General features: G+C 63.5%; 20 protein-coding genes. 12 read left to right on the top strand and 8 right to left on the bottom strand.

Annotation, left to right across the window (positions count from 1 at the left end; genetic code table 11):
- The first annotated feature begins 1 nt into the window (after window position 1).
- The 9 genes from der to QN413_RS10030 all read left to right on the top strand — a co-directional run bounded on the left by der (window position 2) and on the right by QN413_RS10030 (window position 8,707).
- Window positions 2-1,348 carry a ribosome biogenesis GTPase Der gene (der, locus tag QN413_RS09990; protein ID WP_323496449.1) on the top strand — a complete coding sequence of 449 codons (1,347 nt, stop codon included), beginning with the start codon at window positions 2-4 and terminating at the stop codon, window positions 1,346-1,348.
- 161 nt (window positions 1,349-1,509) lie between these two features.
- On the top strand, window positions 1,510-1,755 hold the full coding sequence (gene hfq, locus QN413_RS09995) for an RNA chaperone Hfq (protein ID WP_261802415.1): 246 nt from the start codon (window positions 1,510-1,512) through the stop codon (window positions 1,753-1,755).
- Between the two features lie 49 nt (window positions 1,756-1,804).
- Entirely contained in the window at window positions 1,805-2,977 is a 1,173-nt protein-coding gene (hflX, locus tag QN413_RS10000; protein ID WP_323496452.1) for a GTPase HflX, read from the top strand.
- 75 nt (window positions 2,978-3,052) lie between these two features.
- The gene (gene hflK, locus QN413_RS10005; RefSeq protein WP_323496512.1) at window positions 3,053-4,417 is read left to right on the top strand and encodes an FtsH protease activity modulator HflK; all 1,365 of its coding nucleotides are present in this window, start codon (window positions 3,053-3,055) and stop codon (window positions 4,415-4,417) included.
- A 14-nt stretch (window positions 4,418-4,431) separates the two neighbouring features.
- Window positions 4,432-5,340, top strand: a complete 909-nt coding sequence (gene hflC / locus QN413_RS10010; protein ID WP_323496454.1) for a protease modulator HflC — start codon at window positions 4,432-4,434, stop codon at window positions 5,338-5,340.
- 53 nt (window positions 5,341-5,393) lie between these two features.
- The gene (locus tag QN413_RS10015) at window positions 5,394-5,582 is read left to right on the top strand and encodes a DUF2065 domain-containing protein (protein ID WP_187052444.1); all 189 of its coding nucleotides are present in this window, start codon (window positions 5,394-5,396) and stop codon (window positions 5,580-5,582) included.
- 84 nt (window positions 5,583-5,666) lie between these two features.
- On the top strand, window positions 5,667-6,818 hold the full coding sequence (locus QN413_RS10020) for an ATP phosphoribosyltransferase regulatory subunit (protein ID WP_323496456.1): 1,152 nt from the start codon (window positions 5,667-5,669) through the stop codon (window positions 6,816-6,818).
- Between the two features lie 14 nt (window positions 6,819-6,832).
- Window positions 6,833-8,164, top strand: a complete 1,332-nt coding sequence (locus QN413_RS10025; RefSeq protein ID WP_187052442.1) for an adenylosuccinate synthase — start codon at window positions 6,833-6,835, stop codon at window positions 8,162-8,164.
- 18 nt (window positions 8,165-8,182) lie between these two features.
- The gene (locus QN413_RS10030) at window positions 8,183-8,707 is read left to right on the top strand and encodes a phosphoribosyltransferase (protein ID WP_323496457.1); all 525 of its coding nucleotides are present in this window, start codon (window positions 8,183-8,185) and stop codon (window positions 8,705-8,707) included.
- A 7-nt stretch (window positions 8,708-8,714) separates the two neighbouring features.
- On the opposite strand, the gene QN413_RS10035 is transcribed toward QN413_RS10030, so the two are convergent.
- The 5 genes from QN413_RS10035 to QN413_RS10055 all read right to left on the bottom strand — a co-directional run bounded on the left by QN413_RS10035 (window position 8,715) and on the right by QN413_RS10055 (window position 13,470).
- A complete protein-coding gene (locus QN413_RS10035) occupies window positions 8,715-9,092 on the bottom strand; it encodes a DUF2784 domain-containing protein (RefSeq protein WP_323496459.1) in 378 nt (125 codons plus the stop codon).
- A gap of 16 nt (window positions 9,093-9,108) precedes the next feature.
- Window positions 9,109-9,945: an ABC transporter permease gene (locus QN413_RS10040; protein ID WP_323496461.1), complete on the bottom strand. Its 837-nt coding sequence runs from the start codon at window positions 9,943-9,945 to the stop codon at window positions 9,109-9,111.
- 34 nt (window positions 9,946-9,979) lie between these two features.
- On the bottom strand, window positions 9,980-11,242 hold the full coding sequence (locus QN413_RS10045) for an ABC transporter permease (protein WP_323496462.1): 1,263 nt from the start codon (window positions 11,240-11,242) through the stop codon (window positions 9,980-9,982).
- A 28-nt stretch (window positions 11,243-11,270) separates the two neighbouring features.
- The gene (locus tag QN413_RS10050; protein WP_323496464.1) at window positions 11,271-12,305 is read right to left on the bottom strand and encodes an ABC transporter substrate-binding protein; all 1,035 of its coding nucleotides are present in this window, start codon (window positions 12,303-12,305) and stop codon (window positions 11,271-11,273) included.
- A gap of 64 nt (window positions 12,306-12,369) precedes the next feature.
- Window positions 12,370-13,470 carry an ABC transporter ATP-binding protein gene (locus QN413_RS10055; RefSeq protein ID WP_323496513.1) on the bottom strand — a complete coding sequence of 367 codons (1,101 nt, stop codon included), beginning with the start codon at window positions 13,468-13,470 and terminating at the stop codon, window positions 12,370-12,372.
- Window positions 13,471-13,701: 231 nt separating this feature from the next.
- On the opposite strand from QN413_RS10055, the gene alaS reads away from it, so the two are divergent.
- The 3 genes from alaS (at window position 13,702) to QN413_RS10070 (ending at window position 18,705) form a co-directional block, all read left to right on the top strand.
- Window positions 13,702-16,353: an alanine--tRNA ligase gene (gene alaS / locus QN413_RS10060; protein WP_323496465.1), complete on the top strand. Its 2,652-nt coding sequence runs from the start codon at window positions 13,702-13,704 to the stop codon at window positions 16,351-16,353.
- A gap of 68 nt (window positions 16,354-16,421) precedes the next feature.
- Window positions 16,422-17,432 carry a 2-dehydropantoate 2-reductase gene (locus QN413_RS10065; RefSeq protein ID WP_416352166.1) on the top strand — a complete coding sequence of 337 codons (1,011 nt, stop codon included), beginning with the start codon at window positions 16,422-16,424 and terminating at the stop codon, window positions 17,430-17,432.
- 19 nt (window positions 17,433-17,451) lie between these two features.
- Window positions 17,452-18,705 (top strand): D-amino acid dehydrogenase, encoded by a 1,254-nt coding sequence (locus QN413_RS10070; protein WP_323496467.1) that lies wholly within the window; start codon window positions 17,452-17,454, stop codon window positions 18,703-18,705.
- A gap of 48 nt (window positions 18,706-18,753) precedes the next feature.
- Here QN413_RS10070 and QN413_RS10075 read toward each other — a convergent pair whose 3' ends face one another.
- The 3 genes from QN413_RS10075 to QN413_RS10085 are packed head-to-tail and all read right to left on the bottom strand — an operon-like array spanning window position 18,754 to window position 20,554.
- Entirely contained in the window at window positions 18,754-19,053 is a 300-nt protein-coding gene (locus tag QN413_RS10075; protein WP_323496469.1) for a hypothetical protein, read from the bottom strand.
- Between the two features lie 18 nt (window positions 19,054-19,071).
- Window positions 19,072-19,830: an ABC transporter substrate-binding protein gene (locus tag QN413_RS10080; RefSeq protein ID WP_323496470.1), complete on the bottom strand. Its 759-nt coding sequence runs from the start codon at window positions 19,828-19,830 to the stop codon at window positions 19,072-19,074.
- A gap of 43 nt (window positions 19,831-19,873) precedes the next feature.
- Window positions 19,874-20,554, bottom strand: coding sequence for an SAM-dependent methyltransferase (locus QN413_RS10085; RefSeq protein WP_323496471.1), 681 nt, complete (start codon window positions 20,552-20,554; stop codon window positions 19,874-19,876).
- Window positions 20,555-20,580 lie beyond the last annotated feature (26 nt).

Below are 20,580 nucleotides of genomic sequence, written 5' to 3' on the forward strand. Positions count from 1 at the left end.
TGTGAAACCCGTCATTGCTCTGGTCGGGCGTCCCAACGTCGGAAAATCGACCCTTTTCAACCGACTGACGCAAACGCGCGACGCCATCGTCGCGGACTATGCCGGGCTGACCCGCGACCGCCACTACGGAAATGGTCGCCAGGGCAAGCACGAGTTCATCGTGATCGATACCGGCGGCTTCGAACCCGACGCGGGCAGCGGCATCTTCAAGGAGATGGCCAAGCAGACACGGCAGGCGGTCGCCGAGGCCGATGTCGTCGTGTTCGTGGTCGACGCGCGGGAAGGCATCTCGGCGCAGGACCATGACATCGCGAACGAACTGCGACGCCTGGGCAAGCCAACGGTGCTGGTGGCCAACAAAGCCGAAGGCATGCAGGACGGCACCAAGCTGGTCGACTTTTACGAGCTGGGCCTGGGCGATGTGCATGGTATTTCGGCCGCGCACGGTCAGGGCATTCGCGATCTGGTCGAGCTGGCACTCGAGCCGCTGAATCTGGTCGACCCTGAAGAAGACGCTGACGAAGACGACCCGAACAAGCCCATCAAGCTGGCGGTCGCGGGGCGTCCCAACGTCGGCAAGTCGACCCTGATCAACACCTGGCTCGGCGAAGAGCGTCTGGTCGCTTTCGATTTGCCCGGCACGACGCGCGACGCGATCACCGTGCCCTTCGAGCGCAACGGCCAGAAGTTCGAGCTGATCGATACGGCCGGCCTGCGCCGCAAGGGCAAAGTCTTCGAGGCCATAGAGAAGTTCTCGGTCGTGAAGACCTTGCAGGCTATCGAATCGGCCAACGTCGTGCTGCTGCTGCTCGACGCATCACAGGGCGTGACCGACCAGGACGCGCATATTGCCGGCTACATTCTGGAGAGCGGTCGCGCGGTGGTCATCGCCATCAACAAATGGGAATCGATCGACAGCTACCAGCGAGAACAGATTCAGCGGCAGATCGAAACGCGGTTACCGTTTTTGAAGTTCGCGGCGCTGCACTTCATCTCAGCGATCAAGCGTCAAGGCCTGGGCCCGGTCTGGCAGTCGATTGCGCAGGCGCATAAATCGGCAACCCGAAAGATGTCGACACCCGTGCTGACACGCTTGCTGCTCGAAGCGGTGCAGTTCCAGTCGCCTCAACGTGCCGGAATGTTCCGCCCGAAGATGCGTTACGCGCACCAGGGCGGAATGAATCCACCGGTGATCGTGATTCACGGGAATTCGCTCGAACACGTGACCGAGGCGTACAAGCGCTTTCTCGAAGGACGCATTCGAAAAGAATTCGATTTGGTCGGCACACCGATGCGCATCGAGTTCAAAACGTCGACAAACCCATTTGCCGACAAAGATCGCAAGTAACGGATTGCATGCCAAAGAGCGCGGATGACTCACTACAGCGCCTCAAGTTCCGGATTTTGAGTGCCGTTATTTTCAGAGGGTTTTGGATGCCAATGCTGCAGCGCAGAAACCCTGTGTTAAGGTGAGATTTCCAACAACAACTCTTGAACACGGAGAATATCGTGAGCAATAAAGGGCAGCTTCTTCAAGACCCCTTTCTGAACACCCTGCGTCGCGAGCACGTGCCGGTTTCGATCTATCTGGTCAACGGCATCAAGCTGCAGGGCCAGATCGAGTCGTTCGACCAGTACGTCGTTTTGCTTCGCAATACGGTGACACAGATGGTCTACAAGCACGCTATTTCCACCATCGTGCCGGGTCGCGCCGTCAATTTCTCGGCTGCCGAGAACGACGACGTTGCCGCTTGAACGGCGCGGCGGGTTCGCCTGCCGCGCCTTTCTCCATATTTGACTCCGCTTGTCTGATCTGATTCCCCGCCAGGAAGGCGCCGCCGTTCTCGTCGGCGTGGACTTCGGGTTGCCGCATTTCGACGCAGAGCTCGAAGAACTTGGCCTTCTCGCGCAAACGGCCGGATTGACCCCTATTGCACGGGTGGTGTGCAAGCGCAAAGCCCCCGACGCCGCATTGTTCATCGGCAGCGGCAAAGCCGAAGAGATCAAAGAACTGGCCGAAATGCATCGCGCCAGTGAAGTCATCTTCGACCAGAGCCTGAGTCCGGCACAGCAGCGCAATCTGGAGCGAACGCTCGACATGGCGGTGTATGACCGAACCTTTCTCATCCTTGAAATCTTCGCTCAACGCGCCCGCTCGCATGAAGGCAAGCTGCAGGTCGAGCTTGCGCGCCTCCAATATCTGAGCACGCGACTGGTTCGTCGCTGGTCTCATTTGGAGCGCCAGACCGGCGGTGCCGGTGTCCGTGGTGGCCCCGGTGAAAAGCAGATCGAGCTCGACCGTCGAATGATCAGCGAGTCGATCAAGCGCACGCGCGAACGCCTGGCCAAGGTGCAAAAGCAACGCGGAACCCAGCGCCGTCAGCGCGAGCGCCGCGAGATTTTCAATATCTCGCTGGTCGGCTATACAAATGCTGGCAAGTCGTCGCTGTTCAACGCGCTGGTCAAGGCGCGTGCCTATGCGGCAGACCAGCTCTTCGCCACGCTCGACACGACAACTCGGTCACTCTACTTGGGCGACGCGCGTCGCCAGGTTTCCATCTCCGACACCGTCGGCTTCATCCGCGATCTGCCGCACGGGCTGGTCGATGCCTTCAAGGCGACGCTGCAGGAGGCCATCGATGCCGATCTGCTTTTGCATGTCGTCGACGCGTCGAATCCCCATTACCCCGAGCAAATGGCCGAGGTCCAAACGGTGCTGAAAGAGATCGGTGCCGACAGCGTTCCGCAATTGGTGGTGTTCAACAAGATCGACGCCCTTGAAACTGGACGACAACCGCTGCATCTGGTTGACGAGATGGAAATAGAGGGAGTACGGATTCCCAGGATTTTTCTGAGCGCGCATACGGGTGAAGGCCTGCCGGCATTGCGAGCCGAGTTGGCACTGCGCTCCGGTTCGGTTTCCGATGCGACCATGACCTTAGCGTCCGACGCTGAATTGCACGATGCTGCAAACTGATTGGGCACAATCCCGTCACTGACGAGAGAACAGAAGCGAATGAATGCAAAGCCAGTGTGGAGCCGGTTTCAGGGAATGTTTAACCTGAACGACGGAAAATGGGGGCGAGGTGACGAGCCCTCGTCTAATGGCGAGCGCGCGGGCGCCAATCGGCCCGATGCCGATCCGCCAAGTACACCGCCACCACCGCCTTCGGGCAACAACAATCGGCCGCGCGGCCAGGGCCCGAACCAGGGCCCCCCTGACCTCGATGAGTTGTGGCGTGACTTCAATCGCAAGCTCGGCGGTCTCTTCGGCGGCGGTCGTGGTGGCGGTGGCGACAAGAACCGGCCTAGCGGCAACGGTGGCGGTGGCCCCGGCGGCTTCCGCCCCGACATGAAGAACGCGGGCGTCGGCCTCGGCCTGGTGGCGGCGGTTGCCGTGCTCATCTGGCTCGGCACCGGCTTCTTCATCGTGAACGAAGGCCAGCAGGCCGTCATTACCCAGTTCGGTCGCTTCAAAGAGACGGTGGGCGCAGGCTTCAACTGGCGGTTGCCGTACCCGATCCAGCGTCACGAGCTTGTCGTTACCTCGCAGATCCGTTCGGTCGACGTCGGGCGCGACAGCATCGTGCGTTCAACCGGGCTGCGTGAGTCGGCCATGTTGACCGAAGACGAGAACATCGTCGAAATCAAGTTCGCGGTGCAGTACCGTTTGAGCAACGCGCAGGCATATCTTTTCGAGAGCAAGGCACCGGCAGACACGGTTGTCCAGGTTGCTGAAACAGCCGTTCGCGAAGTCGTCGGCAAGATGAAGATGGACGCGGCGCTCGCCGAAGAGCGCGACCAGATCTCGCCGCGCGTGCGCATACTGATGCAGACCATCCTCGACCGTTACAAGGTCGGCGTCGACGTGGTGGCGATCAATTTGCAGCAAGGCGGCGTGCGTCCTCCCGAGCAAGTGCAGGCGGCGTTCGATGATGTGCTGAAGGCTGGTCAGGAGAGGGAGCGTGCCAAGAACGAGGCCCAGGCGTATGCCAACGACGTCATTCCCCGTGCGACCGGTACCGCGTCGCGCCTGAAAGAAGAATCCGATGCCTACAAGGCGCGAATCGTCGCCCAGGCTCAGGGCGATGCCGGACGCTTCGGCGCCGTGCTCACCGAATACCAGAAGGCTCCGCAGGTCACCCGTGACCGCATGTACACCGACGCGATGCAGCAGATCTACAGCAATACGACCAAGGTTCTGGTCGACTCCAAATCGGGCTCCAACTTGCTCTACCTGCCTCTCGACAAACTCATGGCATCGAGCGGCGTCAGCCCGGTGCCTGCGCCCGCCGATGGTGCCTCGCCAAATGTGGCGGGCACCGCTACTCCGCAGTCATCGGTGATTCCGGTCATTCCCAATGGTGGCGAAGCCCGAGCGCGCGATGGTCGTTCCCGCGACCGTGACGCGCGTTGAGCCGGAGCATGAACATGAACAGAATCGGTTTCATCGCTTCCACCATCCTGGTGGTTCTCGTGTTGCTCAGCTCCACGCTATTCGTTGTCGATCAGCGCCAGTTCGGGGTCGTGTATGCGCTCGGCCAGATCAAGCAGGTCATCAAAGAGCCAGGCTTGAACTTCAAGCTGCCGCCACCGTTCCAGAATGTCTCGTATCTTGACAAGCGTTTGTTGATGCTCTCCAGCCTCGAAACCGAACCGATGCTGACGGCTGAAAAGCAGCGAGTCGTTATCGACTGGTATGTGCGCTGGCGCATCAGCGATGCGTCGGAATACATTCGAAACGTCGGAATCGATGAGAACGCAGGTGCAGTGCAACTCAACCGCGTGGTGCGCAACGCGTTCCAAGAGAACATCAACAAGCGCACTGTGCGCGACCTGATTTCGGTACGACGTGAAGCGCTGATGGCGGACGTTCAGCGCGAAGTGCTCGCCGTGGTCAAGGGCGCGAAGCCGTGGGGCGTTGACATCGTCGATGTGCGCATTACACGTGTCGACTATGTCGAAGCCATTACCGAGTCGGTCTATCGACGCATGGAGGCCGAGCGCAAGCGGGTCGCCAACGAATTGCGCTCGACCGGTTTTGCCGAAGGCGAAAAGATCCGTGCCGATGCGGATCGCCAGCGTGAGGTCACGGTCGCCAACGCTTACCGCGATGCACAGAAAATCAAGGGCGAGGGCGATGCACAAGCTGCTGCGGCCTACAGCGAGTCGTTCGGCAAAGATCCGCAGTTCGCGCAGTTCTATCGCAGCCTTGACGCGTACAAGCAGAGCTTCAACAAGAAGAGCGACGTTCTGGTGCTCGATCCTTCGTCCGACTTCTTCAGGGCGATGCAGAGTTCGGGCTCGACTACGACGCCTGCAGCGGCACCGCGCCGTTGATGGCCGGCTGATGTGCGTTGCTGGCTGACGTGCCGCCTTGATGCCGGGCCCGTGTGACTGCTGAAACATTCTGGAGCGCGCTGGCTCTGGTGCTGGTGATCGAAGGCATCCTGCCTCTGGTCTCGCCGGGCGGCTGGCGACGCGCCTTCAGTCAACTGCTTCAGTTGCGCGATGGCCAGCTGCGCTTCTTCGGCCTTTGCAGCATCGTCCTTGGGCTAGTGTTGCTTTGGCTGGTGAGCTAGCCCAACGTTCGACCCAGCCAATCTGAGCGCGGGGCCGTCGGCCCCAGCAATTAGAATTCCGGTTTAACCCACCCGTCATTTCTCATGTCCGCTTGGGTCCTCCCGGATCACATTGCCGATGTACTGCCTTCCGAGGCACGCCACATCGAAGAACTTCGTCGCCAACTGCTCGATACCGCCCGCGGCTACGGCTATGAGTTGGTAATGCCGCCGTTGCTCGAGCACCTCGAATCGTTGCTGTCCGGCACCGGCGAGGCACTCGATCTTCAGACTTTCAAACTCGTCGACCAGCTTTCCGGCCGAAGCATGGGGCTGCGCGCAGACACCACGCCACAAGTCGCGCGCATCGACGCCCACCTGCTGAACCGGGAAGGCGTCGCACGGCTGTGCTACTGCGGCCCGGTGCTGCACACCAAGCCGGACAGGCCGCATGCCACGCGCGAGCCGCTGCAGTTCGGCGCCGAGATCTATGGCCATGCCGGCCTCGAAGCCGACACCGAAACCTTGCTGCTGGCGCTCGACTGTCTTCATGCCGCTGACGTGCCGCAAGGTGCCATCGTCGACATGGCTGACGCGCGCATCGTGCGTGCACTGTTGGCAGGCGTGCTGGTCGATGCGGCGACCATCGGTCGCGTGCATGCGGCGCTGGCCGCCAAGGATGCGAGCGAGCTTAATTCGCTCACGCAGAAATTTCCGACGACATCGCGTGAAGGGCTTGCGGCACTGGTGCAGCTCTATGGCGATGTCAGCGTGCTCGACGAAGCCGAGAAGGCATTGAGGGCCATCCCCGGCGTGCTGCCGGCGCTGGCCAATCTGAGGCAACTCGCCGCGCGGCTCGATGGCGCCGAGGTGAGCTTCGACCTGGCCGATCTGCGAGGCTATGCGTATTACAGCGGCATGCGCTTTGGCATCTACGTGCCGGGCGCAGCAGATGCCCTGGTGCGTGGCGGCCGCTACGACGAAGTCGGCGCGGTGTTCGGGCGCAATCGGCCGGCGGTCGGTTTCAGCCTCGACCTGCGTGAGCTCGTCGGCGTGGTGCCGACGCGTCCGTTGCGCGCCGCCATCCGTGCGCCATGGAGCGATGCATCGGGGCTTCGCAAGGCGATCGCCGATCTGCGCCAAACCGGGGAAACCGTGGTGTGCGTGCTACCGGGACACGGCAGCGAAATCGAAGAATTCCATTGCGACCGCGAGCTCGTCGAGCGCGCCGGCCAATGGAGTGTGCAAGTGATCTGATTCAGGAAATTCAAATGAGCGTAACCACCGGAAGAAATGTGGTCGTCGTCGGCACCCAATGGGGCGATGAGGGCAAGGGCAAGCTGGTCGACTGGCTGACCGAGAGCGCCCAGGGCGTGGTCCGCTTCCAGGGCGGCCACAACGCGGGCCACACGCTCGTCATCAACGGCGTGAAAACCGCCCTGCACCTGATCCCGAGCGGCATCATGCGGCCGGGCGTCAAGTGCTACATCGGCAACGGCGTCGTCCTGTCGGCTGCCAAGCTCTTCGAGGAAATCGAAGGGCTGGAGAAGGCCGGCGTCGAGGTGCGTTCGCGGCTGCGCATCAGCGAGGCTTGCCCGCTGATTCTTCCGTTCCATGCCGCGCTTGACATCGCTCGCGAGACCTATCGCGAGAAGGGCGGCAGCGAGAAGATCGGCACCACCGGGCGCGGCATCGGCCCAGCGTATGAAGACAAGATCGCACGCCGCGCACTGCGCGTGCAAGACCTGAAGCATCCGGAGCGCTTCGCGCAAAAGCTGCGCGTGTTGCTCGACCTGCACAACCATGTGCTGACCCAGGTGCTCAGCGCGCCGGCCATCGACTACGACATGGTGTTCGAAGAAGCCATGCGTCACGCCGTGCTGCTTAAGCCGATGATGGCCGACGTGTCGCGTGAGCTCAACGATGCACACAAGGCGGGCGCCAACCTGTTGTTCGAAGGCGCGCAGGGCACGCTGCTCGATGTCGACCACGGCACCTATCCCTACGTGACGTCGAGCAATTGCGTGGCCGGCAATGCGGCGGCGGGTTCGGGTGTTGGCCCCGGCATGCTGCACTATGTGCTCGGCATCACGAAGGCTTATTGCACGCGCGTCGGCGGCGGCCCGTTCCCGACCGAGCTCGACTGGGAAACGCCCGGCACCGTGGGCTATCACCTGAGCACCGTCGGTGCAGAAAAAGGCGTGACGACCGGCCGCAGCCGTCGTTGCGGCTGGTTCGACGCGGCGCTGCTCAAGCGATCGGCGCAGGTCAACGGACTTTCAGGCCTTTGCATCACCAAGCTCGACGTGCTCGATGGGATCGACGAGTTGTTGCTTTGCACCGGCTACATGCTCGATGGCGAATACACCGACATCCTGCCGATGGGCGCTGACGAAATCGAACAGTGCACGCCCATCTACGAAAAGCTCGAAGGCTGGAGCGAAAGCACGGTCGGCGTCACGCAGTACGACAAGTTGCCCATCGCGGCGCGTCTGTATTTGCAGCGCATCGAACACGTCACCGGCGTGCCGATTCACATGGTGTCGACCAGCCCGGATCGCGATCACACGATCATGATGCGGCACCCTTTTCTCGCAGACTGATCCCAGGAGACCGTTCCCATGTTGACCGAAGACGGCAAGCACCTCTACGTAAGTTACGACGAGTACAACAATCTGGTCGAGAAGCTCGCGATCAAGATCTTCCAGTCGGAGTGGGAGTTCGACACCATCCTTTGCCTCGCTCGCGGCGGCATGCGGCCCGGCGATGTGCTGTCGCGCATCTTCGACAAGCCACTGGCCATCATGTCGACCAGCTCGTATCGCGCCGACGCCGGCACGGTGCAAGGCCATCTCGATATTGCGCGCTTCATCACCACGCCGAAGGGCGAGATCGCGGGACGCGTGCTGCTGGTCGACGACCTGGCCGACTCGGGCCACACGCTGCACGCCGTCATGGAGATGCTGCGCACCAACTACGCGCCGATCTCCGAGCTGCGCAGCGCAGTGATCTGGACCAAGGCGTTGTCGACGTTTACACCTGACTATTCGGTCGAGTTCTTGCCGACCAATCCGTGGATCCATCAGCCCTTCGAGAACTACGACTCGATGGGTGCTGAAAAGCTGATGGCCAAGTGGTCGGTCTAAGGCCAGTCTAGGGCCGGTCTGAAGCGCGTCGGCGCCTTGCAAGCCATCGCGCATACAGTGCGAAATTGAGCGCCAGCACGAAGATGCCGAGCCCGATCTGCACGCCGCGCGTCAGCCCGTCCGGGTAGATCGAGGCGAGCAGGTAGTGTTCGATGAAGCCGCCGTCGTAGCCGGCTTCTCCTGCCGCCCGGCGCAGGGTGTTTTCGATGGGTGTGAGCGGGCAGATGCGGCCTGCTGCCGCCACGTACACGGCCCACGCAACGGCCGCGAGGTGCGCCCAGGCCAGCCGCGGCCAGCGCGCAACGCCGACCGCGCCGATCAGCACGAAGACGATAAAAAGGCCGTGCAGTACCAACACGGCATCGGCCAGCCAGCGCGCGGTCATGGCACCCGCATCGTTCTCAGCGGCGCCGCCCGCGCAACCACTCGAGCACCAGCAGCAAAATGGTTGTGAACACGATCAGCAACGTCGCCACTGCAGCGATGGTCGGCGAGATGTTCTCGCGGATACCGGTGAACATCTGGCGCGGCAACGTGACCTGATCGGGTCCGGCAAGAAACAGCGTCACCACCACTTCATCGAACGAGGTTGCGAAAGCGAACAGCGCACCGGAGATCACGCCCGGCGCGATGATCGGCAGCGTGATGCGCCAGAACGTATTGAACGGCGTCTCGCCCAGGCTGAGCGAGGCTCGCACCAGGTTGTGATCGAAGCTCGCCAGCGTGGCCAGCACCGTCGTCAGCACGAAGGGTGCACCGAGCGCTGCATGCACCACGATCAGCCCGAAGTAAGTGTCGGCCAGCCCGATCGGCGCGAAGTAGAGGTACGTTGCGACGCCGACCACCACGATGGGCACCACCATCGGCGAGATCAGCACGGCCATCAGCAGGCCCTTGAAGCGGAAGTCGGTGCGCGACAAGCCGACTGCTGCCAGGGTGCCCAGTGCGGTTGCGACCACCGTTGCCGCGGGTGCGACGATAAAGCTGTTGCGCGCTGCGCGTCCCCATTCGGACGACTCGAACAGGTTGCGATACCACTTGAGCGACCATGCCGGGATCGGGTACGCAAGAAAGGAACTGTCGGAGAACGACAGCGGGATCACTACCAGGATCGGCGCCAGGAGGAAGCCCAGCACCAGCACGCAGAAGCAGCGCACCGCCCACCAGCCGAGCTTGTCGGCGAAGGTGGCGTAAGCCGGGAACACCGGAAACACCGGGAGGTCGAGGAACTTGGGCATGGCCGTCGTTTGCGTATCGGGTAGATTGGCTGTTTCAGCCCAAGCTCAGATCGGCCTTGCCGATGCGCCGATACACCGCATAAAGCACCAGCGTGGCGACCAGCAACAGCGAGCCCAGCGCGCATGCCATGCCCCAGTTGACCTCGACATTCGTATAGCGCGCGACGTAGTAGCTCAGCATCTGGTCGCTTGCGCCGCCCAGCAAAGCCGGCGTCACGTAGTAGCCGATGGCCAGGATAAAGACCAGCAGCGCACCGGCACCGATGCCCGGATAGGTCTGCGGCACGTACACCCGGAAGAACGCGGCCAGCGGCGGACTGCCGAGCGAGATGGCCGCGCGCACGTAGGTCGGCGGCACGCTCTTCATCACGCTGTAGAGCGGCAGGATCATGAAGGGCAACAGGATATGCACCATCGAGATGATCACGCCGGTGCGGTTGAAGAGCAGCGGCAGCGGGTTGTCGATGAGGCCGATGCCGATCAGCCCGCGGTTGACCAGCCCTTCGGACTGCAGCAGCACGATCCACGCCGCTACGCGCACCAGGATGGATGTCCAGAACGGCACCAGCACCAGGATCATCAGAACGTTGGCCTTGCGAGCCGGCAGCGACGCCAGCCACCAGGCGAGCGGGTAGGCCAGCAGCAGGCAGAAGAAAGTCACCACCGCGCTGATGTTGAAAGTGCGCAGAAGGATGCCGGTGAAGGCGCGCTGGTCGGGCGGCATGCGTTCGATGCTGCCGTCAGCGTCGCGACGCAGGTCGACCGACGCGAGCAGATAGTCGGCCGTCCAGCGCGAGCCGTTCTTGGCGATCGCCTGCCAGTACGGCGCCTCGCCCCAGCGCGGGTCGAGTTCGATCAGGCGAGCTTTGACTTCGTCCGGGGTACCGGTGATCGGCAGTGCGCGAAAGGTGCCCATCACCAGCGAACGGGCGCCGGCGATTTCGGTATTCAGGCGGCGCGCCAGGGCGCCCGCGTCGGAGCTGTCGGGCAGCTGGGCCAGATCGGCTGCGACAGCCGCATAGGCCGCGGCAGTCGGCGCATCCTTGCGGTCCCATTCGTCGAGCGCGCGCACCGTGCGGGGCAGTGCGTTCGCGACTTCAGGGTTTTGGATGGCGCGCTGCAGCAGCGCCACGATCGGCACCAGCAGCGTCAGCAGCAGGAAGATCAGCAGCGGCAGCGTGAGCGCAAAGGCGCGCCATTTTCGGCGTGACTCGGCGCGCGCCAGGGCATGCCGCAGGTCGCCCGGTGGCGCTTCCGCGGAGATGCCAGCGCCCAGCGCCGCCGTGCTCATCGTCATCTAAAAAACGGCAGCGTCGCTTGCGCGATTACTGTGTCGCCCACGAAGCGAAGCGCTTCTCCAGCGCCTCGCCCTGGTCGGCCCAGAACGACACGTTGAACTGCAGCGCCTCCTTGGCGTTGGACGCCGAGGTCGGCAGGTCTGCGAGCACCTTCTTGTCCAGCGAAGCCAGCGTCTTTGTGTTGGTCGGGCCATACGGAATAGCCTGCGAATAGACGGCCTGGTTCTCCGGCTTCATCGCGAACTGGATGAACTTGAGCGAGGCTTCCTTATTGGGTGCGCCCTTGGGGATGACCCAGTAGTCCAGGTCGTAGATGCCGCCCGGCCAGTAGATCTTGAGGTCGCGGCCTTCGCGGTTGGCCGCGTCGATGCGGCCGTTGTACACAGTGGTCAGCACCACGTCGCCCGCCACCAGGAACTGGGGTGGCTGCGCACCGGCTTCCCACCACTGGATGTTGGGCTTGAGCTCGGTCAGCTTCTTGAAGGCGCGCTCCGCGCCGTCCTTGGTGGCCAGCACCTTGTAGACATCGGCCGGCTTCACGCCATCGGCCATCAGCGCGAACTCGAGGTTGTAGCGTGCGCCCTTGCGCATGCCGCGCTTGCCGGGGATCTTCTTCACGTCCCAGAAATCGGCCCAGCTGGTGGGTGCGGTCTTGAGCTTTTCGCCGTTGTAGGCCATCACGGTCGACCACACGAAAACGCCGACGCCGCAGTCGGTGACGGCCGAGGGCAGGAAGTCGGCCTTACTGCCGATTTTCGAATAGTCGAGCTTTTCGAACAGGCCCTCGTCGCAGCCGCGCGCCACGTCGGGGGACTCGACCTCGACCACGTCCCAGGTAACCTTCTTGGTCTCGACCATGGCCTTGATCTTGGCCTGCTCGCCGTTGTATTCGACCGGCACCACCTTGATGCCCGCTTTCTCGATCGGCTCGTAATAGGCCTTCTTCTGCGCGTTGGCGTTGGCTCCGCCGAAGTTCACGACGGTGATCTGCGTCTGCGCGAAGGCCGGCGCGGCGAGGCCGGCCACCAAGGCAACGGTACAAGCGAGAAAAGTCTTTTTCATGGTGAGTCTTCCTTTATGTTGACGGGGCAAAAACAAGAATAAGAATAAGAACAGAACAGCGGGGCTACACCGCGTAGATACGCGCATGAGCGACCGGGAACTCAAGCGAAACGCTGTCGCCAGCCCGCGGCGGCGCCAGGCCGATGAGCCCTGACATCGGCAGCTTGACGGTGGCTTCGGTCTGCCCGGCGCCGACGTTGCAGAGCAGCCGCAGGTGGTCGCCGTAGTAGATGACACGCGCCACCTCGGCCGCCAGCGTGTTTGTACCGGGTGCTGCGTCGGCGGAGTGCAGTACCACGCGCTCGGGCCGGATGCACATCTCGACCGCGGCGCCGGTAGCCGAGCCGCCGACGTTCAACCCACCGAGCAGGCCGCCATTCGGCAACGCCATGACGGCATGCTCTCCCGCGGTCTGGAGCGTTCCCTTGAGCACAGTGTTGTCACCGACGAACCCCGCCACGAAGCGGTTGGCAGGCATCTCGTACAGCCGGTCGACCGTGTCGAGCTGCTGGATCACGCCCTCGTTGAACACCGCCACGCGGTCGCTCATGGTCAGCGCTTCGCCCTGGTCGTGCGTCACGTAGACGAAGGTCACGCCGAGCTGGCGATGGATTTCTTTCAGCTCGAGTTGCATGTGCTCGCGCAACTGCTTGTCGAGCGCGCCCAGCGGCTCGTCCATCAGCACAAGCTGTGGCTCGAAGACCAGCGCGCGCGCGAGCGCCACACGTTGCTGCTGGCCGCCGGAGAGCTGGCCCGGCAGTCGATCGGTCATCCCCTCGAGCTGCACCATGTCGAGCGCGCGCTTCACCCGAGTCGTCTGATCGTCCTTCGACACCTTGCGCACCGTGAGCGGGTAGGCCACGTTCTGCCCGACCGTCAGGTGCGGGAACAGCGCGTAGTTCTGGAACACCATGCCGAAGTGCCGCTTGTGCGGCGGCGTGCCGGTGATCTGCCGGCCATCGAGCAGGATGTCGCCCGAGGTCGGCGACTCGAAACCCGCCAACATCATGAGCGTGGTCGTCTTGCCCGAGCCCGACGGGCCGAGCAGGCTCAGAAACTCGCCGCGATGGATGTCCAGGTCGAGCTGGCGCACCACGAGATGCTCGCCGTCGTAGGTCTTCTGGACGCGCTGGAAGCGCACTAGGGGTTCGGCGGTCGTTGGAATATTCAATGGGGTGTCGCGAAGTTGCCCGCCATGATGAACAGACCTTGCCTCACTGGCAAGCAGACTAGCAAGTCGGATGCCTGCATCTGTCCCCGCGGGTGTGCCGGGCCTTGCCGAACCGTTAAAATTGAAGCCTCCGGGCCGGTCGACGACCCCCATCGACGATTCACGGACGCCCCCAAACTGCGAAGAAACAAGTCGGCTGCGCGAAGCCGGCGAAAAGCCACCACCATGTCCCAATCTCCTTCCAGCTCGGCGAACGTCACCGCCAACGCCACCGTCGCCGACATCCGCAAGACCTTCCTCGACTTCTTCGCCTCCAAGGGGCACACGGTCGTGCCGTCGAGCTCGCTGGTGCCTGGCAACGACCCGACGCTCATGTTCACCAACTCGGGCATGGTCCAGTTCAAGGACGTGTTCCTCGGGGAAGACAAGCGCTCGTATGTCCGCGCAGCGTCGGTACAGGCCTGCCTGCGGGCCGGCGGCAAGCACAACGACCTGGAGAACGTCGGCTACACGGCACGGCACCACACCTTCTTCGAGATGCTGGGCAACTGGAGCTTCGGCGACTACTTCAAGCGCGAGTCGCTCACATGGGCCTTCGAGCTGCTCACCAAGGTCTACAAGCTGCCGGCCGAAAAGCTCTGGGCCACCGTCTACATCGAGGACGACGAGGCCTACGACATCTGGACCAAGGAGATCGGCCTGCCGCCAGAACGCGTGGTGCGCATCGGCGACAACAAGGGCGGACGCTATATGTCCGACAACTTCTGGATGATGGCCGACACCGGTCCTTGCGGCCCGTGCTCGGAAATCTTCTACGACCACGGCCCCGAGATCGCTGGCGGCCCGCCCGGCAGCCCGGACGAAGACGGCGACCGCTACATCGAGATCTGGAACAACGTGTTCATGCAGTTCGACATGCAGCCCGACGGATCGGTCAAGAAGCTGCCCGCGCCGTGCGTCGATACCGGCATGGGCCTGGAGCGGCTGGCCGCCATCCTGCAGCACGTGCACAACAACTACGAGATCGACCTTTTCGACAGGCTCGTCAAGGCCGCGGCACGGGAGACCGGCGAAACCGACGAGAGCAACAAGAGCCTGCGGGTCATCGCCGACCACATCCGCGCAACGGCGTTCCTGGTGGCTGACGGCGTGATCCCTTCGAACGAAGGCCGCGGCTACGTGCAGCGCCGCATCATTCGCCGCGCCATTCGGCATGGCTACAAGCTCGGGCAGAAGAAACCGTTCTTCCACAAGCTGGTGCCCGATCTGGTGGCGTTGATGGGCGAGGCTTACCCGAAGCTGGTGGCGGATGAGAAGCGCATCACTGCCGTGCTGAAGCAGGAGGAAGAGCGCTTCTTCGAGACGCTGGCCAACGGCATGGAAATCCTCGACGCGGCACTCGGCGGCGATACCAAGGCGCTGCCCGGCGACGTCGCTTTCAAGCTGCACGATACCTTCGGCTTCCCGCTGGACCTGTCGGCCGACGTGTGCCGCGAGCGTGGCGTCACGGTCGACGAGGCCGGCTTCAACGCCGCCATGGAACAGCAGAAAGCCAAGGGCCGCGCGGCCGGTAAGTTCAAGATGGACCGCAACGTCGAATACGGCGGCACCAGCAACACCTTCACCGGCTACGAGCACCTCGAAGAGCGGGCCATCGTGCAGGCGCTCTACTTCGAAGGCGCGCCGGTGTCCGAGCTCAAGGAAGGCCAGCCCGGCATCGTCGTGCTCGACACCACGCCCTTCTATTCCGAGAGCGGCGGCCAGGTCGGCGACCAGGGTTTCATCACGGCCGAAGGCGTGCAGTTCGGCGTCGAAGACACGCAGAAGATCAAGGCCGACGTGTTCGGTCATCACGGCACGCAAACGCAGGGCACGCTGAAGGTCGGCGATGCGGTCAAGGCGGCGGTCGATGGCGTGCGCCGTGCCGCAACGATGCGCAATCACAGCGTGACGCACCTGATGCACAAGGCCTTGCGCGAAGTGCTCGGCGAGCACGTGCAGCAAAAGGGCTCGCTGGTCGATGCCGACAAGACGCGCTTCGACTTTGCGCACAACGGCGCGGTCACGCACGAGCAGACGCTCGAAATCGAGAAGCGCGTCAACGCCGAGATTCTTGCCAACGTTGCGACGCAGTCGCGCGTGATGGACATGGAATCGGCCCAGAAGACCGGCGCCATGATGCTGTTCGGCGAGAAGTACGGCGAGTCGGTTCGCGTGCTCGACATCGGCTCCAGTCGCGAGCTGTGCGGGGGCACGCACGTGAGCCGAACCGGCGACATCGGCATGTTCAAGATCGTCAGCGAAGGCGGCGTGGCCGCGGGCGTGCGACGTATCGAAGCCGTGACCGGCGCTAACGTGCTGCACTATCTGCAAGACCTCGAATCGACCGTGCACAGCGTGGCCGCCACGCTCAAGACGCCGACCGCCGAGCTGCAAAGCCGGCTCACTCAAATGCTGGATCAGACCCGGGCGCTGGAGCGGGAAGTCACGGCCCTCAAGGGCAAGCTCGCCTCGTCGAAGGGCGACGAGCTGATCGCGCAGGCGATCGACGTCAACGGCATCAAGCTGTTGGTGGCCAAGCTCGACGGTGGCGATGCAAAGACTTTGCGCGACACCATGGACAAGCTCAAGGACAAGCTGAAGAGCGCGGTGATCGTGCTTGCTGCCGTCGATGGCAGCAAGGTGCAGATCGCGGCCGGCGTCACGTCCGACAGCGTGACCAAGATCAAGGCTGGAGAGTTGGTCAATTTCGTCGCTCAGCAAGTGGGCGGCAAGGGCGGCGGCAAGGCCGACATGGCGATGGCGGGCGGCACCGATGCAGCCGCATTGCCGGCGGCTTTGAAGTCCGTGCACGCCTGGGTGGCGGAACGCGCCTGAACACGGTGCAAGCCATCACCGGTGCCTTTGCCAACGGTGTGCCCGGCGAAGTGCCAGAGGTACTGGTGATGGGCGCGGGAACCATCGGCTGCTTCATCGGCGGCAGTCTCGCGGCGGCGGGCGTGCGCGTGACCCTCGTCGGCCGGCCACGCGTGCTGCAGTCGCTCGCGCAGCATGGCCTGTCATTGACCGACCTCGATGGCGCGAAGCATCACGTTGCCGCCGCCGATCTGCAATTGCTCGCCGAGGTGCCGGCGAATGCCCGGCCCGCACTCGTGCTGCTTGCGGTCAAGAGCGGCGCGACCGCCGAGGCGGCCGCACAACTCGGCGCCGTCTTGCCGCCCGGCACGCCGGTTCTCTCGTTGCAGAACGGCATCTCCAACGCGGCCGTGGCCTCGCGTGCTGCGCCGCATCTGAACGTGTTGCCCGGCATGGTGCCGTACAACGTGGCGGAGATCGGTCCCGGTGCATTCCATCGCGGCACGCCGGGCCGGCTCGCGGCGCAGGACGACGCATCGCTTCGTGAATGGACCGCAGTCTTCGAGCGCGCGGGTGTTCCGCTCGACCTGCATGCCAACCTGTTGCCCGTGCAATGGGGCAAGCTGCTGCTCAACCTCAACAACCCGGTCAATGCGCTGTCGGGTTTGCCGCTGCGCGATCAACTCCTGCAGCGCGGTTATCGCCGCTGCTTCGCGGCGTTGATCGACGAGGCACTGTCGGTGCTGCAGCGCGCGGGCATCGCGCCAGCGCAAGTGGCTGCCGTGCCGGCCCATCGCTTGCCGGGCTTGCTCAGGCTGCCCGACTGGCTCTTTCGCATCGTCGCCGCGCGCATGCTGAAGATCGATGCCAAGGCGCGTTCCAGCATGGCCGACGACCTCGCGCTGGGCCGCCGCACCGAGATCGATGCGCTGAGCGGCGAGGTCGTGCGGCTCGCCCAATCGCTGAACGCCACCGCGCCACGCAATGCGAAGATGGTCGCATTGCTGGAAGCGGCGGCGCAGGCGGGCCAGTCTTCCGGTGCGTCGCCGATGCGGCAGCGCTGGTCGGCACAGCAATTGCACGACGCGCTGGATCTGTAAGAAACGAACAAAGGTTGGAATGAGAGTCTTGATCCTGGGCAGCGGTGTGATCGGCACCTCGACCGCTTATTACCTGGCCCGCGCCGGCCATGAAGTCACGGTGCTCGACCGCCAGCCCGCACCGGCCATGGAGACCAGCTTCGGCAATGCCGGCGAAGTCTCTCCTGGTTATTCGGCACCTTGGGCTGGTCCCGGCGTGCCGCTCAAGGCCATCAAGTGGATGTTGATGCAGCACAGCCCGCTGGTCATCAAGCCGATGCTCGACCCCGCCATGTGGCGCTGGGGCTTGTCGATGCTGCGCAACTGCACCGAGGCGCGCTACGAGATCAACAAGGGCCGCATGGTGCGCCTGGCCGAATACAGCCGCGATTGCCTCAAAGCCTTGCGCGCCGACACCGGCATCCAGTACGACGATCGTGCACAGGGCACGCTGCAACTGTTCCGCACGCAACACCAGCTCGACGGCACCGCGCAAGACGTCGAAGTGCTGAAGAAATCCGGCGTGCCGTACCAAGTGCTCGACCGCGAAGGTTGCGTGCAGTACGAACCGGCACTCGCCGGCGTCAAGGAAAAGTTCGTCGGCGGCTTGCGGTTGCCGGGCGATGAGACGGGCGACTGCTTCAAGTTCACCCAGGCGCTGGCCAAGCTGGCCGAAGCCGCAGGCGCGACCTTCCGCTTTGGCGTTTCGATCCAGGCGATCGAACGTCACGGCGTCGGTATCACGGGCGTGCGTACCGATGCCGGCACCTTCGAAGCCGATCGCTATGTGGTCGCGCTCGGCAGCTATTCGCCGGCCGTACTCAAGCCGCTCGGCATCGGCTTGCCGGTGTACCCGGTCAAGGGCTTCTCGATCACCGTGCCGATCACCGACGCCAGTGGCGCACCCGAATCGACGGTGATGGACGAGACCTTCAAGGTCGCGGTGACGCGCCTGGGCGATCGCATCCGCGTCGGTGGCACGGCACAGTTGTCGGGCTTCGACCTCGCGCTCGATCAGGGTCGGCGTGACACGCTCGAACACGTCGTCACCGACCTGTTCCCGCGCGGCGGTCCTGTCAAAGATGCGACCTTCTGGACGGGCCTGCGCCCCATGACGCCGGACGGCACGCCCGTCATCGGTGCAACGTCCATCGACAACCTGATGTTGGCGACCGGCCACGGCACATTGGGCTGGACCATGGCGGCGGGTACAGGCCGCGTGATGGCGGATCTGATCGATGGGCGCAAGCCGGAGATCGATACGGAAGGCCTGACGGTCGCGCGTTATCGCTGATCGCGTCGGAGCGGGTGCGGCTTCCCCCCGACGTTGGGCTGGTGCGACCTAACGCGCGTGGACGATCCCCAACACAGCTCCGTTGTCGTCCGCATTGCAAACCACCTGGCGACGACCATCGGCACTGGCAATACGAATTTCATAGAGCCCATCGCGTGGTGACGATGCGCTGGTGATCGCCAGGCTCTCCCGCGGCACGCTGTATTGACGCGCGGCGGCGGTGATGCAATCGGTGCGCGCCTTGTCCGGGGCGCCGCCGACTTTCACGGCTGTGGAGGTGCAGGCGCCGAGCAGTGCTGCGATGAGCAATGCGCCGCCCAGACTCTTCGTTTGGATGAGAGTGGTCATATGTTCTTTCTTGCGAGTTCAGATTGATTTGGCGGGCGCCGGCTGCGATGGCGCCACGGCAGCCCCTTCAATGCGATGACGCTTCAGCGCATCGGCAACGAAGCCTGTGCTTTTCATTTCTTCGACGAAGGCGGCGAGCACGCTTTGCGCTTCTGCGCCGCGACATGCCGGCAGTCCCATCGCCTGCTGAATCACCATGAAGCGGCCGGGCAGCATCCGCACGCCGGCCGCACGTTGCGCCTCGCCTTCAAGCAGTTGCCGAATGCCGGCCGCGACCTCGACTTGGCCGTCACGCAGTGCGGCAAGCACCGCCGGAGCGCTGGCCATGCGAACGATTTCGGCCTGCTTGATTTCGCGCGTGAGGAAGAGGTCGTAGGCGCTGCCTGAGCCGACGGCGATGCGCTGCCCGGTACGATCGACCTCGGCGTTGTCGGTGAGCGAAGACAAGTCCGGCACCAGATAGCTGCCTTCGATGAGTACATAGGGCGCGGTGAATCGCAAGCCTTCGCTGCGTGCCGGATCGATGGCGAAGAAGCCGATGTCGGCCTTCTCGTTCTTGACGGCCTCGACCGAGGCTGCAGCCTTATCGAACAGCACCAGTTCGATGCCGACACCGAGCCGACGCGCAAGCTCGTGGGCCAGGTCGATCGACACGCCGACCGGTGCACCGGTCGCGTCCTTGTTGGCAAGAATCGGGTTGCCGAGGTTGATCGACGCGCGCAGCGTGCCGGTCGGTGCGAAGGCGGCGACGACCGCAGGAGAGATCGTATGGGTCATTGCAGACAAGTCTACGGTCGCCCGCCACGCAACAACGTAGCGTTCAATCCCGCCGATAGGTCAGCATGCGCCCCTTGTACGCAGCGCTTTGCGCCGTCGCCAGCCGGTCGAGCTTTTCTTCCTGCATCGAGAACCCCTCGTTCGCCATTTGACGATTGAAGGCCGGGCGGTTGCTGCGGTTCGGGTCGACGATCCACACCTCGGCGCCAACAGCGGCGTGGCGGCCGATAAAGCCTGCCAAGTGCGCATCGTCGTCCCGTTCGTAAAGGAGATCGCTGCCGATGATCAGATCGAAGAAGCCGTGCACCAGGGCGCGCGTCGAATGCGGCGGCGCCAGTCGCCAGTCGCCGTGCCGGTACTTCATCGGCGGCAGGTTGTTGAGCCGCAAGTTTTCGAGCAAGAACACGGCGGCCAGTGGATGGCAATCGCTGGCCGTCATATCGTTGCCGAGTCGATGGCCGACCAAGCTCGCCAGTGCCAGTCCGCAGCCGATTTCAAGAATGCGGCTGCCTGCGATCACCGGTCGAAGTGCCATGCGTGCCGCGAGCTCTGCGCCCGAAGGCCAGAGCAGCCCGAAGAGCGGCCAGGTCGCGGAAGAGATCCCGAGGTCGTGCGCTTCGCCTTGCGGATCGGAGAATTGCTGGCGGTCGAGCAGCGAGCGAATGACGAGGTCGTGGACGCCCTCGATGGCGATGTGCTCCAGCTTGACTTGGTAACCGGGCATGTGAGCCGGGCCGCACAGCGGTGGCC

This window comes from Variovorax sp. LG9.2, from assembly GCF_035018885.1.
In the GTDB taxonomy this organism is placed as follows: Bacteria; Pseudomonadota; Gammaproteobacteria; order Burkholderiales; family Burkholderiaceae_C; genus Variovorax.

Excerpts from the sequence above, each read along its gene's own strand:
- hflK (WP_323496512.1), top strand. The coding sequence starts at position 3,053 with ATGTTTAACCTGAACGACGGAAAATGGGGGCGAGGTGACGAGCCCTCG.
- hflC (WP_323496454.1), top strand. The coding sequence starts at position 4,432 with ATGAACAGAATCGGTTTCATCGCTTCCACCATCCTGGTGGTTCTCGTG.
- QN413_RS10020 (WP_323496456.1), top strand. The coding sequence starts at position 5,667 with ATGTCCGCTTGGGTCCTCCCGGATCACATTGCCGATGTACTGCCTTCC.
- QN413_RS10025 (WP_187052442.1), top strand. The coding sequence starts at position 6,833 with ATGAGCGTAACCACCGGAAGAAATGTGGTCGTCGTCGGCACCCAATGG.
- QN413_RS10030 (WP_323496457.1), top strand. The coding sequence starts at position 8,183 with ATGTTGACCGAAGACGGCAAGCACCTCTACGTAAGTTACGACGAGTAC.
- QN413_RS10035 (WP_323496459.1), bottom strand. The coding sequence starts at position 9,092 with ATGACCGCGCGCTGGCTGGCCGATGCCGTGTTGGTACTGCACGGCCTT.
- QN413_RS10040 (WP_323496461.1), bottom strand. The coding sequence starts at position 9,945 with ATGCCCAAGTTCCTCGACCTCCCGGTGTTTCCGGTGTTCCCGGCTTAC.
- QN413_RS10045 (WP_323496462.1), bottom strand. The coding sequence starts at position 11,242 with ATGACGATGAGCACGGCGGCGCTGGGCGCTGGCATCTCCGCGGAAGCG.
- QN413_RS10050 (WP_323496464.1), bottom strand. The coding sequence starts at position 12,305 with ATGAAAAAGACTTTTCTCGCTTGTACCGTTGCCTTGGTGGCCGGCCTC.
- alaS (WP_323496465.1), top strand. The coding sequence starts at position 13,702 with ATGTCCCAATCTCCTTCCAGCTCGGCGAACGTCACCGCCAACGCCACC.
- QN413_RS10065 (WP_416352166.1), top strand. The coding sequence starts at position 16,422 with ATGGGCGCGGGAACCATCGGCTGCTTCATCGGCGGCAGTCTCGCGGCG.
- QN413_RS10070 (WP_323496467.1), top strand. The coding sequence starts at position 17,452 with ATGAGAGTCTTGATCCTGGGCAGCGGTGTGATCGGCACCTCGACCGCT.
- QN413_RS10075 (WP_323496469.1), bottom strand. The coding sequence starts at position 19,053 with ATGACCACTCTCATCCAAACGAAGAGTCTGGGCGGCGCATTGCTCATC.
- QN413_RS10080 (WP_323496470.1), bottom strand. The coding sequence starts at position 19,830 with ATGACCCATACGATCTCTCCTGCGGTCGTCGCCGCCTTCGCACCGACC.
- QN413_RS10085 (WP_323496471.1), bottom strand. The coding sequence starts at position 20,554 with ATGCCCGGTTACCAAGTCAAGCTGGAGCACATCGCCATCGAGGGCGTC.